At 61.5% G+C, this 13,726-nt stretch carries 12 protein-coding genes; 6 read left to right on the forward strand and 6 right to left on the reverse strand.

All coding sequences use genetic code 11. From position 1 onward, the window contains the following. Positions 1-10 precede the first annotated feature (10 nt). A complete protein-coding gene (locus tag CMN27_RS01050; RefSeq protein ID WP_293623545.1) occupies positions 11-1,513 on the reverse strand; it encodes an NAD(P)/FAD-dependent oxidoreductase in 1,503 nt (500 codons plus the stop codon). A gap of 434 nt (positions 1,514-1,947) precedes the next feature. Between CMN27_RS01050 and CMN27_RS01055 the strand changes: the two genes are divergently transcribed. The 4 genes from CMN27_RS01055 to CMN27_RS01070 all read left to right on the forward strand — a co-directional run bounded on the left by CMN27_RS01055 (position 1,948) and on the right by CMN27_RS01070 (position 8,429). Continuing rightward, positions 1,948-3,387, forward strand: coding sequence for a PAS domain-containing methyl-accepting chemotaxis protein (locus tag CMN27_RS01055; RefSeq protein ID WP_366515380.1), 1,440 nt, complete (start codon positions 1,948-1,950; stop codon positions 3,385-3,387). Positions 3,388-3,747: 360 nt separating this feature from the next. Then, the gene (locus CMN27_RS01060; protein ID WP_293623547.1) at positions 3,748-5,688 is read left to right on the forward strand and encodes a metallophosphoesterase; all 1,941 of its coding nucleotides are present in this window, start codon (positions 3,748-3,750) and stop codon (positions 5,686-5,688) included. A 128-nt stretch (positions 5,689-5,816) separates the two neighbouring features. Continuing rightward, positions 5,817-6,083 (forward strand): MarR family transcriptional regulator, encoded by a 267-nt coding sequence (locus CMN27_RS01065; protein ID WP_293623548.1) that lies wholly within the window; start codon positions 5,817-5,819, stop codon positions 6,081-6,083. Between the two features lie 129 nt (positions 6,084-6,212). Further along, the gene (locus tag CMN27_RS01070) at positions 6,213-8,429 is read left to right on the forward strand and encodes a saccharopine dehydrogenase NADP-binding domain-containing protein (RefSeq protein ID WP_293623549.1); all 2,217 of its coding nucleotides are present in this window, start codon (positions 6,213-6,215) and stop codon (positions 8,427-8,429) included. Between the two features lie 234 nt (positions 8,430-8,663). On the opposite strand, the gene CMN27_RS01075 is transcribed toward CMN27_RS01070, so the two are convergent. Together CMN27_RS01075 and CMN27_RS01080 are read right to left on the reverse strand one after the other, a co-directional pair. After that, on the reverse strand, positions 8,664-10,058 hold the full coding sequence (locus CMN27_RS01075; RefSeq protein WP_293623550.1) for an amidase: 1,395 nt from the start codon (positions 10,056-10,058) through the stop codon (positions 8,664-8,666). Further along, positions 10,055-10,255 carry a hypothetical protein gene (locus CMN27_RS01080; protein WP_293623551.1) on the reverse strand — a complete coding sequence of 67 codons (201 nt, stop codon included), beginning with the start codon at positions 10,253-10,255 and terminating at the stop codon, positions 10,055-10,057. The genes CMN27_RS01075 and CMN27_RS01080 overlap by 4 nt, the downstream gene beginning before the upstream one ends. A gap of 415 nt (positions 10,256-10,670) precedes the next feature. On the opposite strand from CMN27_RS01080, the gene CMN27_RS01085 reads away from it, so the two are divergent. Further along, positions 10,671-11,483, forward strand: coding sequence for an AraC family transcriptional regulator (locus CMN27_RS01085; protein WP_293623552.1), 813 nt, complete (start codon positions 10,671-10,673; stop codon positions 11,481-11,483). Positions 11,484-11,692: 209 nt separating this feature from the next. Continuing rightward, positions 11,693-12,292, forward strand: coding sequence for a short chain dehydrogenase (locus CMN27_RS01090; RefSeq protein WP_293623553.1), 600 nt, complete (start codon positions 11,693-11,695; stop codon positions 12,290-12,292). A gap of 53 nt (positions 12,293-12,345) precedes the next feature. Here the strand turns inward: CMN27_RS01090 and CMN27_RS01095 are convergent, their stop codons facing one another. The 3 genes from CMN27_RS01095 to CMN27_RS01105 form a co-directional block, all read right to left on the reverse strand. Continuing rightward, positions 12,346-12,645 carry a type II toxin-antitoxin system RelE/ParE family toxin gene (locus CMN27_RS01095; RefSeq protein ID WP_293623554.1) on the reverse strand — a complete coding sequence of 100 codons (300 nt, stop codon included), beginning with the start codon at positions 12,643-12,645 and terminating at the stop codon, positions 12,346-12,348. Further along, the gene (locus CMN27_RS01100; protein ID WP_293623555.1) at positions 12,642-12,914 is read right to left on the reverse strand and encodes a YlcI/YnfO family protein; all 273 of its coding nucleotides are present in this window, start codon (positions 12,912-12,914) and stop codon (positions 12,642-12,644) included. Before CMN27_RS01100 ends, CMN27_RS01095 begins: the two co-directional genes overlap by 4 nt. Before the next feature lie 65 nt (positions 12,915-12,979). Continuing rightward, positions 12,980-13,339 (reverse strand): DUF971 domain-containing protein, encoded by a 360-nt coding sequence (locus CMN27_RS01105; RefSeq protein ID WP_293623556.1) that lies wholly within the window; start codon positions 13,337-13,339, stop codon positions 12,980-12,982. Positions 13,340-13,726 lie beyond the last annotated feature (387 nt).

The following is a 13,726-nucleotide window of genomic DNA, read 5'->3' on the forward strand; positions in this document are numbered from 1 at the left end:
GCTCTATGGTTTACACCAGCCGGTGGTCGTCGCGCTTGAAGTTTTCGGCCATGCGGCGGTAGGTGAACGTAAAGCCGGGAAACATGGCCGTCACCCGGCCCGATTCGCTCTTGTACCAGCTGTTACAGCCGCCGGTATGCCAGACGGTCTGCGCCATTTCGTCGTGAATCTTCGCGGTATAACGCGCCTCGGCTTCGGGGGTGACCTCGATCTGGCCGGCGTCGCTTTTCAGCACTTTCTCCACGCACTGGATGATGTATTTCAGCTGCGATTCGATCATGAAGATATGCGAGGTATGGCCGATGCCGGTGTTTGGCCCGGTGCCGATGAACAGATTGGGAAAACCCGGAATTGCGGTACCGAGATAGGCCCGCGGATAGTCGGCCCAGAAATCGGCCAGCGTCTTGCCGTTGCGACCGATCACGGGGTAGGAAATCATGCCGTCGGTCGCGTCGTAGCCGGTAGACCAGACGATGCAGTCCAGTTCGAGTTCACTGCCCTGCTTGGTGCGAATGCCTGTGGGCGTGACTTCCTCGATGCCATCTTCCGCGTCGTGCAGGGTGACGTTGTCGCGCATGAGCGCGGGATAAAGCGTGTTGGACAGGATGATGCGCTTGCAGCCGATGGTGAAATCCGGCGTGAGCTTGGCCCGCAGTTCGTCGTCGGGCACCTGTTCCTTGAGGTGTTTATCAGCTTTTCGCTGGGCGATCAGGTCGAGCATGGTGCGCGAATACTTGAAGCCGATAATCCGCGACTCCAGCCCCCAGTAGATGGCGGTGCGTACCGCCTTGTAGACGGGTTTGATCGCCAATAGCCGCTGGGTGAGCGGGCCAAACCGTCGATCCGGTCGCGGGATGACCCAGTGCGGGCTGCGCTGGAAGACGTGCAGCTCGGCCACCTCGGGCGCAATCGCCGGAATGATCTGGGCAGCACTCGCCCCGCTGCCGATAATGGCCAGGCGCTTGCCGCGATGGTCGAAGTCGTGGTTCCAGTCGTTGGTATGAAAGGCCTCGCCCTGAAAACGATCGCGACCCGGGAAGTCCGGCACCACCGGTGTCGACAGCGGCCCGGAGGCGTTGATGAGCACACGGGCACGAATCTTCGGGCGGCCGGACACGTGGATATACCAAACGTCCTCGCCCTCCTGCCATGCCACCTGTTCGACGTTGTGCGACACACGTGTTTTCTCGCGCAGGCCGTATTTTTCGATCACGTGGGCGGTGTATTCGGCCAGCTCCTCGCGTTTGGCGAACATCTGGGTCCAGGGCCAGGGCTCGAACGACAGGGAATACAGCGGCGACTGCACGTCCACGGCCGCGCCGGGATAGCTGTTCTGCTGCCAGGTGCCGCCCATGAAATCGCGCCGCTCGAGCATCAGGAAGTCGTCGATATCGCGCCGCATGAGGTTCACCGCCGCGGCCTGACCGCCGAAGCCGGTGCCAATGATCACGACCGGCCAGATGCGCTCTTCGAGCGAACCCGCTTCCGCCGCGGCGACATTGTTGCTATCCATGCGCGTTCTCCTATTGTTCTAGCGGCCGTTTCGCAGCCGACTGGCGCCGCAAGCTCAGCTTACAGCGTCAGGGGTCGCTGTAGTCGAAAGACGGCACGGCCCATCACATCGAGCATGAGCTCAGGCTTGGGCCTTATTTTTAAAAACGCGCCGCCACGCCCTGCTAGTTACCGCGGTGGGCACGACAAGGCCATGCAAAAGCAAGGGCGTTTTGGCCAAATGAGGCTTGGGCCTTGCCGAGCGCCCTAGCGCCGTATCTTACGGTTTTTATACAAACTTCTAGTGACCGAACGCCTGTTTTACGCGCAACTTCTCGCATTCCAGGGCGGCGGCGTTTTGCTCCGGCTCAAGTATTCCCCAGGAAGAGCCGATGTTGGCGTTGTGCGCCAGATAAAACCACAGGCCCAAACCGGGCACCGGCGCTGCAAGGGAGGATTCAAGCCGTGTTCAGATCGGGGGCGTCGTGCCATCAAACCGCGCTAATCAAGGCGATTCATCGTTCCATGGCCGTGATCGAATTCGATCCGCAGGGCACGATACTGTGTGCCAATACGGCCTTTCTGGAAACCACCGGCTATAGCGCCGAGGCGCTCATCGGCCAGCATCACAGCCTGCTTTGTTCTCGTGAATACGCGCAAAGCGCGGATTATGCAGCGTTCTGGGCGCGGCTTCGCGAAGGCGAGTTCGTCAACGGCCGTTGCGAACGGTTGACCCAGGCCGGCGAGCGCCTGTGGCTGGAGGCGTCTTATAACCCCATCCACGACCGGCGCGGGCGCGTCGTTCGCGTGATCAAGATCGCGACCGATATCACGGAGAAGGTTCGCGAAGAACAGGAAGTCAGCCGACGACTGCGGGCCATCAACCGCTCCATGGCGGTCATCGAATTCACGCCGAGCGGACACATCCTGACCGCCAACGACAACTTTCTGGCCACCGTGGGCTATACGCTGGATGAGATTGTTGGTGCCCATCACCGCATCTTCTGCGGTCGCGAATTGGCCGGCAGCGCGGAGTATCGCGACTTCTGGGCGAAGCTCAACGAGGGCAAGTTCATGGCGGGGCAGTTCAAGCGCTACGACCACGCCGGCCGGGTGCTGTGGCTGGAAGCCACCTACAACCCGATCTTTGACGAAGACGGCCAACTCTACAAAATCATCAAGTTCGCCAGCGACATCACCGAGCGCGTCGACCGCGAAAGCGAAAGCATACGCACCGCCTGCCGTATTTCCGCCGACACGGAAACCGAAGCCGGCGAGGGCCAGCGCGTTATCGACGATACGGTATGCGAGATTCGCAACATGGCCGATCAGATCAGCGTCACCTCGAATTTGCTCGGCGAACTGGCCGGGCAGACGGATGCCATCACGACCATTGTGGAAACCATTCGCTCGATTGCGTCGCAAACCAATATGCTTTCGCTGAACGCCGCTGTTGAAGCCGCGCGGGCCGGCGAGCACGGCCGCGGCTTTTCCGTGGTCGCCCACGAAGTACGCCAGCTGGCGCACAGAACCGCAGAAGCGGCGAGCGAAATTTCGCAGATGATCGGCAAGCTGCAGACACTTTCCAACGACGCCACGGGCAGCATGCAAAACTGTCGCGGCAGCGTCGACCGAGGTGTGGATATGGCACGCCACGCCGGCGAAGCCATCGTACGCATCAGCGACTGTACCAACGGGCTGGTGACCGCGGTGCGCAACATGGCCACCACGGCCGATATCGACGATGCGCATGCCCAGCAGGGACTGCAAGGCATCGTTGCCGACGGTATACAGCCCCAGCATACGGCGGCGAACCATGCCGACGTCGGCCGTGCCGGCGCGACCGTCGAACCCCGCAAATTCAGCCATACGAATCCCGCACGCTTGGCCTCATGAAAGGCGCATGACCTCGCCGGGCGGGCTGTGATCGGTTCGCCCACATGTGCGCGGCCCGAACTGACTCTCGAACGCGCCAAAGCCCGTCTTGCGCGCCCGCAACGCTTGCCAGCCTGCCCGCTCGGGTGGGTGCCGCTTTGTATCGAGCGGCGAAGCCTTTTAAAACCCCATGGGGCGCGGCCCCGCGGCCCCGCGGCCCCGCGGCCACGCGGCCACGCGGCCACGCGGCCACGCCCAGGAAAACGCCCGGCCCCATGGCGAGGTTTTCGGTGTGCTTGTGTCATCCGCGGGCCATATCCCTGTCATGACGCCCGCGAATAATCGGTGCTTATTCGCAGACCGCTGGCACGGGGACCGAACATGGGCCGATTACGCTACTTCTACGAGGCGACGTTTTTCATCATCCTGCTGGCCCTGGCCGGCTGCTCGGACGATGTCGAGCAACGCGAGACGACGACCGAAGTCCCGGTGGAACTGAATGCCGAGAACCGCTTCCTGAGCGCACCGTTTCTCCAGATGCCGGCTCGCGACAGCGTAAAGGTGGTCTGGTTTACCTCGTTCGAAGGCCGCGACCACACCCTGCACTACGCCGACGAAAACACGGCGAGTGCCGAAACGCTGAAGATGTCGCGGATGATGGAAGACGCACAGTCGAACCAGCTCGGCCGCGAGTACGAACAGCCGACCCGCCGCGATGTGTTTCGCCACGAGGCCACCGCGCGCAATCTGACCCCGGCCCGGGTGGATTACTATGTCACCAGCGTCGACGCCAATGGCCATACCCACAAAAGCGAGACCTTCACGCTCGCGCCCGCGCCGCTGACCGACCAGCCGCTCAAGATTCTTCTTACCTCCGACCTGCAGCTCAAGAAGAACGCGCCGGCGAACTACCAGAAGGTGGTGGAAACCGTGGGCGTACCCGACGCGGTGTTCTTTGCCGGCGATCTGGTCAACGTGCCCGACCGCGCCTCCGAATGGTTCGACAATGCGAGCGAGAACGCGCCGTCGTTCTTCCCCTCGCTACAGGGGCGGTATCAGCAATACCGGCCCGGCTTTGCCTACAACGGCGGCGAAATTCTGCAGCACGCGCCCCTGTTCGCCACGATCGGCAATCACGAAGTGATGGGTCGATTCACCTTCGACGAGGCCGCTGACGATACCGATTACAGCCTGGGCGGCGCCTTCAACGCCCCGCAGCCCGAATGGTATGCCCGGGTGGCCTACGAGCAGGTCAAAGATCGCGTCAATCCGACCGGCGACGCGGCCATCAAGGCCCACTGGATTGCCGACCAGTCGCACAACCAGCAAAGCTATCGCGAACTGTTCACCTTCCCCGACGACAGCCCCGGCGGCGAAGATTTCTACGCCATCGCGTTCGGCGACGTGTTTCTTATCTCCATGAACGTGTCACGCATCTGGCGCGGCTGGAACGTTGGCGACGACCAGAGCGGCAAGTTCAAGGAAGCAGTGAGCAACCTCGACAAGCCCGACGCCTGGGGCTTTGGCGAATTCCTGTTCGAGCGCTTCGACAAGGAATCCGAACAATACGCCTGGCTCGAGGGCGTGCTCGAAAGCGATGCCTTCAAACAGGCCCGCTACAAGGTGGTCATGGCCCATCAGGGCGTGTTCGGCCTGGGCGACAACACCCTGCCGGTGCTGGCCCAGCCGCTCATGCAGCTTGTCGAAACCATCAACGGCACCGAATCGATCACCGAGCTGACCTTCCCGTTAAGCGACGCCCAATGGACCAACCAGGTCCAGCCGCTGCTCGCATCCGATACGCTCACTGAAATCCGCTATCAGTATCCTTTGGAACAGGATATCTGGCGTCGCGATATCGAGCCGCTGCTGGTGGAAAACGGCGTCGATCTGGTGCATATCGGCCATTCACACCTGTGGAACCGGGCCCAGGTGGGTGGCATGCACTATCTGGAAACCTCCAACGTCGGCAACAGCTACGGCGCCTACTACGAAGACCCGAACGGCGTCTACACCAACGACGTACGCGCCAGCTATGCCAACTTCTGGGACGACGTGAACGGCCCCAACCCGCGCTGGCGCATCGAAGACTACCCGCCGAGCGGCGACCCGCAGGGCCGCGAGATGATCACGCCCAACATCGCCAGCCCCATGAGCCGGGTTAACGAAAACTACGGGCCGCTGCCGTTCGTTGCCAGTAACGAACTCAGCGTGTTTTCGATCCTCGATACCGGCACAGGCACGGTGAAAAGCTATGTCTTCGATCCGTCAAATCTCGACGGCGAAGTCGAGCTGTTCGACGAGTTCTCGCTGGCGAATTAGCGAGAGCGCGCTGGCCCATGATGAAACGCCGGGGCCTTCCCCGGCGTTTGCTTAAAGCAGCGAACCAATGGCGCGCTATTCGATGGTAGAAGGCTTTACCTACTAAGCACCCGCGCCGACGGCGGTCCATGATGATCTCCTCCGGCGGGCTGACCAACCGCGTGGATCGGCTGGCCAAGGCCAACCTCGTGGAACGGCGCCGCAGCACGGAAGATCGGCGCGGCGTCATCGTGGAACTGACACCCGCCGGCTTCGACATGATCGAGGAAATGCTGACCGTGCATGTGGACCGGCAGACCAACATGCTGACCGGGCTGTCTAAAACCGAAGTCGAGCAACTCGATCAACTCCTCTCCCGTCTTGTGGACTCGATCAACCGAGAGCACGAGAAATAGTCCCGGCAATTTTTTCTGCACATACCTTGAGGCGTTGCGACGCAACTGCCTACGGCCTCACCGCCAAAACCCTCTGTTCGAGGCATTACGCAAGCAGACCTAGACAAAAGTAGGATGTTCGCTTAATGATTGCCCACGAAAACGCTTGGCTTATCTCGCGCCTCGAGAGGCTCTAGAACACCGCTGCGATGTCGCAGTCGGAGCTTGAACCCACCGTGTCCAGGGCAAGCAGGCGCCGATATTCGGAAGACCTCGCGCCCAGAGCAAGTTGTTCGCACAAGAAAACGGACTGGGGAGCTGGCTTTGAAACACGTCATTTCCGTCTCGATGGGACCGTCCGCGCAGGACTATTCCCTTAAAACCAAATTTTTGGGGAAGGACTTCACCGTCACCCGCCAGGGCGCGGGCGGCGACGAAGATCGCGCCTGGGATCTGCTACGCCGCGCGCAGTCCCACGCCGATGCGGTGGGGCTGGGGCTGAGCCGCGATTACTGCGATGTGGGCACGCGGCGTTTCGTGGATAAAGACAAGCTGCTCAAGGTGGTAACACGGGTACCGGCGACCACCGGCGCGCATCTGCGTCGCGTGCTGCAGCTGCGCGCGGTGCGCCATGTGCATAAGACGTTGGGCAGCTACTTCAACAACAGCCGCGTGTTGTTCATGTCCGGCAGGGTGAACTACGACATCGCCGTCGAGATGTCGCAGTACACGCCCAATTTGAGTTTTGCCGACGCACTGTTACAGACCGGCACGCCCACCATGTTGTCGTCTCTGGCACAGCTGGAACTGTTCGCCACCGGCAGCACCATGGCCAACGGCATCTGGGCGACACGCAAGCTAGGCGCGGTGCTGCCCAGACTGGCGAAGATCAAGCAGCGCCTGCTGGCCCAGGAAATGGCCAAGTCGCATGTGATTGTCGGCGCGATCGAGGATATCCGATCCTTTGCTGGCGACGGCAATCTAAAGGGCAAGACCCTGCTCAGCTCGGCGATCGATGAACAGAGCCTGGCCTGGCTGAAGGCACAGGAGGTCAATCTCGCGATCGATATCTGCCCGCAGCCGTTCAAGCAAGTGGTCGACGTCGACGTGATCGAGGCGATGATCCTTGCGGCGACCGGGCTCGAGCCGCAGGAGCTCTCGGACGAAACACGTGCCGGCATCATCGACGAGCTGGAGCTCACCGCGCAGCTGCTGCACCCCACCGGGCACTTCCGCAACGTGCGCCGGTTCGCGTTCATTATCCATCCGCTCAGCCAGCAAGCGATCCGGAAGGGCTTACCGCTGCTACCGAAATCCACGCCCAAGCGCCTGATGGATCAGGTCGAAAAAGCCGCTGCCATGTTACCGCCGATGGAGTACTGCAAGATGACGAACATCGTCTCGCCGACCGGCGCGGAAGCGGAGGGCTGGCTGATTGCGGTAGGTGGCACGCCCAAGGAGATGCTTGCCCGTAGCCCCGAATTCACCTATCGCCGGCTGCTCGCGGCCGCGGACAAGGCACAGAAAATGGGCGCTCAAATCATCGGCCTGGGCGCATTTACGAAGGTTGTCGGTGACGCGGGCATGACCGTGGCCCAGCGCGCGAACCTGCCGGTGACCACCGGCAATAGTTACTCGGCGTCCGGCGCGCTATGGGCCGCCGCCGACGCGATGCGCCGCATGGGCCTGGTGGAAGCGCCGAAAGGCGGCCGCGTAAAGGCCAAGGCCATGGTGATCGGCGCGACCGGGTCGATCGGCTCGGTGAGCGCGCGCCTGCTGGCGATGACGTTCGACGAGCTCTATCTCGCCGGCCGCGATCAGGACAAGCTTGAGGCGCTGAAAGCATCCATCCTCGAAGAGACGCCCGAGGCGAAAGTGGTCGCGGCGGCCGACTATGAAGCGCATTTAGCCGAGATGGATATGATCGTCACCACGACCTCGGGCGCCGGCAAGAAGGTGCTGGACATCACCGCGGTCAAACCCGGCTGCGTAATCACCGACGTGGCCCGCCCGCTCGACCTGCCGCCCGAGGAATGCGCCAAGCGCCCGGACGTTCTGGTGATCGAATCCGGCGAAATCGAACTGCCCTCCAAGGTCCGCGGCCTACGCGATATCGCCCTGCCGGAAAACATCGTTTATGCCTGTCTCGCAGAGACCATCGTGCTGGCGTTGGAAGGCCGCTTCGAAGCGTTCACGGTCGGCCGCGATACCGAGTGGCGCAAGGTCAAGGAGATTTACAAGCTCGGCCTCAAGCACGGCATGAAGCTGGCCCCGATCGCGGGCGTGAACGGCGTTTATACGGACGAGGATATCGCCAGGGTCGTCGAACTGGCGCGCGAACGGCGCATGACTTGGAAGTCCGGCTAGGGGCTGCGACCAGACTGGCCGGACATCTCGCGATCTGACCAGATCCCTGGGGACAGGGTGCTTCATTACGGATTGCGGAAACCAATTAGCCCAAGGCTTTGAGCCGGCGCCACGAATTCGACATACAACACCCGAATGACCCTGTATCGCGGGGCAGTACGGCTTTACCGGGATGGCCAGTGGCGGCGAGGCTCGACAACCGAATCGTCGTTGCCGCGCCGCCTGAGCCTACACTCAGATATCCGGGCGGCGTTGGTGCCAATCCGTAGCAGCCTCATATGCCGCACCCAGGCGTAACACCGTAGCTTCGTCGAAGGGACGGCCGATGGCCTGGAAGCCGATCGGCAGGCCGTGCTCGGTAAAGCCACAGGGCACGCTCATGGCCGGCAGACCAGTCACGTTGCCGGGCACGGCAAAGCGTGTATAGGCCGACATCAGCGACTCTTCACGGCCGTTGGACCAGGTGACGGACTCTGTGCCTGCAGTGACCGCCGGCGCGGTCGTCGTGGGCGCCACGATCACGTCTATTTTTTCATAAAGCCTGCGAAATGCCTGCTGAATAAGATAGCGTACGCGCTGGGCGCGGATGTAGGCCGATGCCGGCACGAGTTCGCCGGCTTCGAGCAATACACGCACGTCGTCGTTATACAGCTCGGCCTTCTCGCGCAGCATGTCGCGATGATAGTCGCTGGCCTCCGGCATCATGATGCCGAACTCGACCGGTACGAACTGGTCGGCCATGGGCAGTTCGACCTCGACCAGTTCGGCGCCGAGTGCCTGTAGTTGCGCGTAGGCCTCACGCACCGCGGCTTCGATTTCGCTGTCCACCCGGTCGAAGAAATAGTTCGTCGGCACGCCAACGCGCAGGCCCTGGATACCGTCGCTCAGACCGGCCAGATAATCCGGCACCGGCTCGTTGACGCTGCCGGGGTCGCGCGGGTCATGGCCGGCCAGGGCCTGGAGCGAAAGCGCCGCATCCTCGACCGTACGCGTCAGCGGGCCGGCATGATCCAGCCCCCAGGAAAGCGAGGTGATGCCTGCGCGACTGACCCGGCCGAAGGTCGGCTTCAGGCCCACGGTGCCGCACAAGCCGGCGGGGATACGAATGGAGCCGCCGGTATCGCTGCCCATGGCCATGAACGCCCCGGCCGCCGCCACCGTCGCACCGGAGCCGCCACTTGAACCGCCGGGCGTGCGCTCGGTATCCCACGGGTTGCGGGTGGTCGGCGTGCTGATGCCGTAGGCGAATTCGTGGGTATGGGTCTTGCCGAGAATAATCGCGCCGGCCCGCTTGAGCCGTTCGGCGGCCGCGCTGTCGGTCGTCGGCGTCCAGTCTTCGCGCACGCGCGACGAGGCGGTCGTGGGCACATTTGCCAGATCGTAAAGATCCTTGAGCGCCACCGGCACGCCGTGCAACGGCCCGCGCCAGTCTCCGGCAGCAATCTCCTGTTCGGCCTGGCGGGCAGCAGCACGGGCCTCGTCGGCCAATACGCGCACGTAGGCATTGAGCTTGGGCTCGGTGGCTTCGATGCGTTCGAGGCAGGCCTCGACGGCGCCCACCGGCGACAGGTCGCGGGCCTTGAGTTTGGCGCCCAGCTCGGCGGCAGACAGCGACAGGATATCGTTCATCGTTCGGCCTCCCAGCGTGCATCGAAGGAATGCACCGGCACGGTTTCATCGACCTGTACCTCGTAGAGTCGATCGAGCTGTTGCAGCACGCCGTCGAGCACCGGCCGCAACACCTCACGGCGCTCGGGCGGGAGTTCCAGCCCGGCCGCATCGACCAGCGTTTTCAGACGGGCATCATCCAGGGGCGGTCTCAACATCGCTAACCTTCTATTGCTAAAGCAGTTCCTGTGAAACTACTACGCGCAAAAACTGCGGTAAAGCGTATCGCAGCGGGCATGGGCCCACGCGTTCTTTAAGCGCAGCCGGGTCTTAATGACGAACGACCAGCGAGCGACATTGCTGGTACAAAACTATCGTTTTGACCGGATAGCCGCCTGCTCCACGCGCATTCATAGGCCCGGAACTCTAACCGACGCCCCTCGACTGAAAATAAACTCTCTAATAATCGGGCTAGTAGCCCTGACTCAACAAACGCAGAATGAAAGCCGCAACAGAGGTGTAGCTGTCTCGTGCCTGGCTACTGTTGACATGCACAACGTCCGCCACTTGAGCTGACCCGAATGATGCTATAGAAATAGCTGCATCTGACAACCGGTTGCGCGCGGTGGTGGGATGCATCGAATCGACACGCGAGATTGGAACAGCTCGCAGACGCTCGGCGAGAACATCCGTCTATCCCCCTGCGTATTCGACGGAAACGTCCATGTACATCAGCAGCATCAACTCGTTATACCGCTAAACGCGCCCATCGAATTCGAGGCCGATGGAGAGTGCGGGCAAGCAGACCTGTTCAAAGCGGTCATGTTTTCAAAGGGAACGCGGCATTCGTTCAATGTCCCGATCGGCGGGTCTTTTCTGATCATCGACCTGCCCTACGGTGACACGCGATTCACGCGCGACAGTACGCGCGGCGCGCAGACGATCGTGCTTACATCCCATGCGACTCGTTTTATCCGCTATCTCGCGCGTGAGGCTGAGTTCAACCGTTCGGTCCTGCTAGCCATTATCCGGCCCAGCATCGATATCCTCGCGGCCACGCTGGTGCAGCCGGTCGCGCCGCGTGGCAGGTACGGCGACCGTCGCATGGCGCGGCTGAACCACGCTCACAATCGACTGCTCGACCCCACATGCAACAGTTCGATCGCATCGGTCGCGCGAGACCATGGCTTCTCTCATGCGAACTTCCGGCGGCTATTTCGTCGTAAATATGGATCATCTCCTCAGGCGGCTGTCACTCGAGCGCGGGTTGATCATGCACGCGCAATACTTGAACAGACCGATCAATCTGTCACATCGATCGCGTTGTCCTTCGGCTATCAGAACGTTTCCAGCTTTATCGATCTCTTCGAGCGTCACACAGAGCTTACGCCGACCGCCTACCGCTTCCGCCCGCGGCGAAATGAACGCCCGGCGCAATCGCGGTAACGCACGTTTCGAGAGCAAGCCGCGCGCTTTGCCTAATGCCCCGGGCGGCCCGGTGACCGCACACTAGCCGGCAACCGAGCGACCTAGATGAGTTCGCCGATCGCATGCCGGGAGTCACTCGCACGCGTAGCGCAACGCGCGCCGAAATGGCAATTCATCACTTCTGCGAGTTCGGAAAGGGCTGAGCAAATCGCTAAAAGGAGAACCGTATGAAGGTCTTGATCATGGGCGCAGCCGGGACGATCGGACAGGCTGTGGTCGACCGTTTGGGAGATCGTCACGACATCGTTCGCGCGGGCCGCCACGGTCCGGATATGACGGTCGACATGACGTCGCCAGAGTCGATTGACTCGATGTTCAAACGCCTTGCGCAAGTCGAGGCGGTCGTTGTCGCGGCCGGTGGTGCCGCGTTCAAGTCCTTGAGCGAACTCACGCCAGCCGACAACGAGACGGCGATCGAGAGCAAGCTCAAAGGCCAGGTCGATACTGTCCTTGTCGGTCAGCACTACCTCGCGGACGGCGGGAACTTCACTTTGACCAGCGGCGTCATGGTCGACGATCCGATTGCCTGCGGTGCGTCCGCGGCCATGGCGAACGGGGGCGTGGAAGCCTTCGTGCGCAGCGCAAGCTGCGAACTCCAGCGAGGTCTTCGGCTGAATGTCGTCAATCCGTCAGTGCTGGATGAGTCCTGGTCCAAGTACGGCGCGTTCTTCCCAGGCTTCGAGAGCGTATCGGGCGAGCGCGTCGGCATGGCTTACCAAAAGAGCATTGAGGGCTGTCAAACCGGGCAGATCTTTTATGTTCGCTGATGCGATCTGTCGACCTACTCGCATGACTTTTCAATGGCGGCGCTACCGCACGACTAAAGATAGTCACGCTCGCGCTGGTGCCGAACCGCGAGGACGGTTACGGTCGCCTCGTCGCTGATTTCGAACAGATCGACATAACCCGCCCGGCCAAAGCTGATAACGAGTTCACGCAGGAACGGCCTTTCTTCGGCCGCCTTGCGGCAGGTGAAAGGAAAGTCGGCGAGCAGGCCGAACGCCTTGCGTATCGCGACGCGCGCGTTGGCGCCAGCGGCGGGGTCGCGCCTGTCGAGAAAATCGTAGAGACGCGTCAGGTCGTCACGCGCCTGGCGCGTGAAGACCACGCGATAGGTCATTTGCCACGAGCCCGCGCGTTTTCTTCGGCGACGGCATCCAGCCCGTCGAGAACTTCATCTACCGTGAAGTATTCGCCTGTGCGCTGTGCTTCTTCGCGTGCTGCCAGGCCGCGGGCGATGAATGCTTCCTGGCTTTCCCGCACATGGATTTGCTCGCGAATCGACGCTTCCACGAAGGCGGACAGCGTTTCGCCATCGCGCAATACCCGTTCGGCGGCTTCACGTAACTCGGGCGAAACACGAACGGCAGGAATAGAAGCGGTTTTCATGGCGGCGCCTCGATGCATTGCATTTGTAATACAAAATACGACGCGGCACGCGTTGCGCCAAGCCCCTAGTGCCAGAGCTTGTCCCTTGAAGCTTCGGCGTCTTCGAGGCGCTTGAGGTAGTCGTTCCAGTTGTCTTCGTACTGGTCGCCGAGTTCGCGCAGCGTCTGCCAGGAGAAGATGCCGGTGTTGTGGCCGTCGTCGAAGTACAGCTGGATGGCGTAGTTGCCGACCGGTTCGATCTTCTCCACGCCGACGTCGCGCTTGCCGGTGACCAGTTGCATGGGGCCGCCGTGGCCGCGCACTTCGGCAGACGGCGAGTACACACGCAGGTATTCCAGCGGCAGCTTGTAATTGGCGCCGTCGGGGTATTCGACTTCGAGCACCTTGGATTTCTGATGCAGGGTGATGTCTGTCGGGGCGTCCATGGGTCACCTTTCGGGTTCGGTTTTGGGGGCGTGTTCAATCAAGACAGTCCGCAAATGAACGCGGATGAGCGCAAATGGATGTGTTCAGCGTCAGCGAGTCTTTGCGATAGCCGACCGAGTAGCCGGCTCCGTTGTTTGTGGTTCACGCAGAAGCACGCCGACTTACACATATTCGACTCCACGCCTATACGTGGTCGTTCACGAAATCGTTTAAAGCTATTCGCTTGTCTTCCTTTGCGTTTGGCAGCTTGCTGCGTTCGCGTTCATTGGCGGACGAGTCTGCCTCCAAGAACAACCAAAAAAAGCCGGGACAGGATAAACCCGCCCCGGCTCGTTCGAGCAATGCCGCGCTCGAGACCGACCTGTCGGACTCGAGCATAGCGCGCT

Origin of the sequence: Salinisphaera sp., from assembly GCF_002729955.1 — a bacterium.
Lineage (GTDB): Bacteria > Pseudomonadota > Gammaproteobacteria > Nevskiales > Salinisphaeraceae > Salinisphaera.

Excerpts from the sequence above, each read along its gene's own strand:
- CMN27_RS01060 (WP_293623547.1), top strand. The coding sequence starts at position 3,748 with ATGGGCCGATTACGCTACTTCTACGAGGCGACGTTTTTCATCATCCTG.
- CMN27_RS01075 (WP_293623550.1), bottom strand. The coding sequence starts at position 10,058 with ATGAACGATATCCTGTCGCTGTCTGCCGCCGAGCTGGGCGCCAAACTC.
- CMN27_RS01050 (WP_293623545.1), bottom strand. The coding sequence starts at position 1,513 with ATGGATAGCAACAATGTCGCCGCGGCGGAAGCGGGTTCGCTCGAAGAG.
- CMN27_RS01095 (WP_293623554.1), bottom strand. The coding sequence starts at position 12,645 with ATGACCTATCGCGTGGTCTTCACGCGCCAGGCGCGTGACGACCTGACG.
- CMN27_RS01090 (WP_293623553.1), top strand. The coding sequence starts at position 11,693 with ATGAAGGTCTTGATCATGGGCGCAGCCGGGACGATCGGACAGGCTGTG.
- CMN27_RS01085 (WP_293623552.1), top strand. The coding sequence starts at position 10,671 with ATGCATCGAATCGACACGCGAGATTGGAACAGCTCGCAGACGCTCGGC.
- CMN27_RS01105 (WP_293623556.1), bottom strand. The coding sequence starts at position 13,339 with ATGGACGCCCCGACAGACATCACCCTGCATCAGAAATCCAAGGTGCTC.
- CMN27_RS01065 (WP_293623548.1), top strand. The coding sequence starts at position 5,817 with ATGATGATCTCCTCCGGCGGGCTGACCAACCGCGTGGATCGGCTGGCC.
- CMN27_RS01100 (WP_293623555.1), bottom strand. The coding sequence starts at position 12,914 with ATGAAAACCGCTTCTATTCCTGCCGTTCGTGTTTCGCCCGAGTTACGT.
- CMN27_RS01080 (WP_293623551.1), bottom strand. The coding sequence starts at position 10,255 with ATGTTGAGACCGCCCCTGGATGATGCCCGTCTGAAAACGCTGGTCGAT.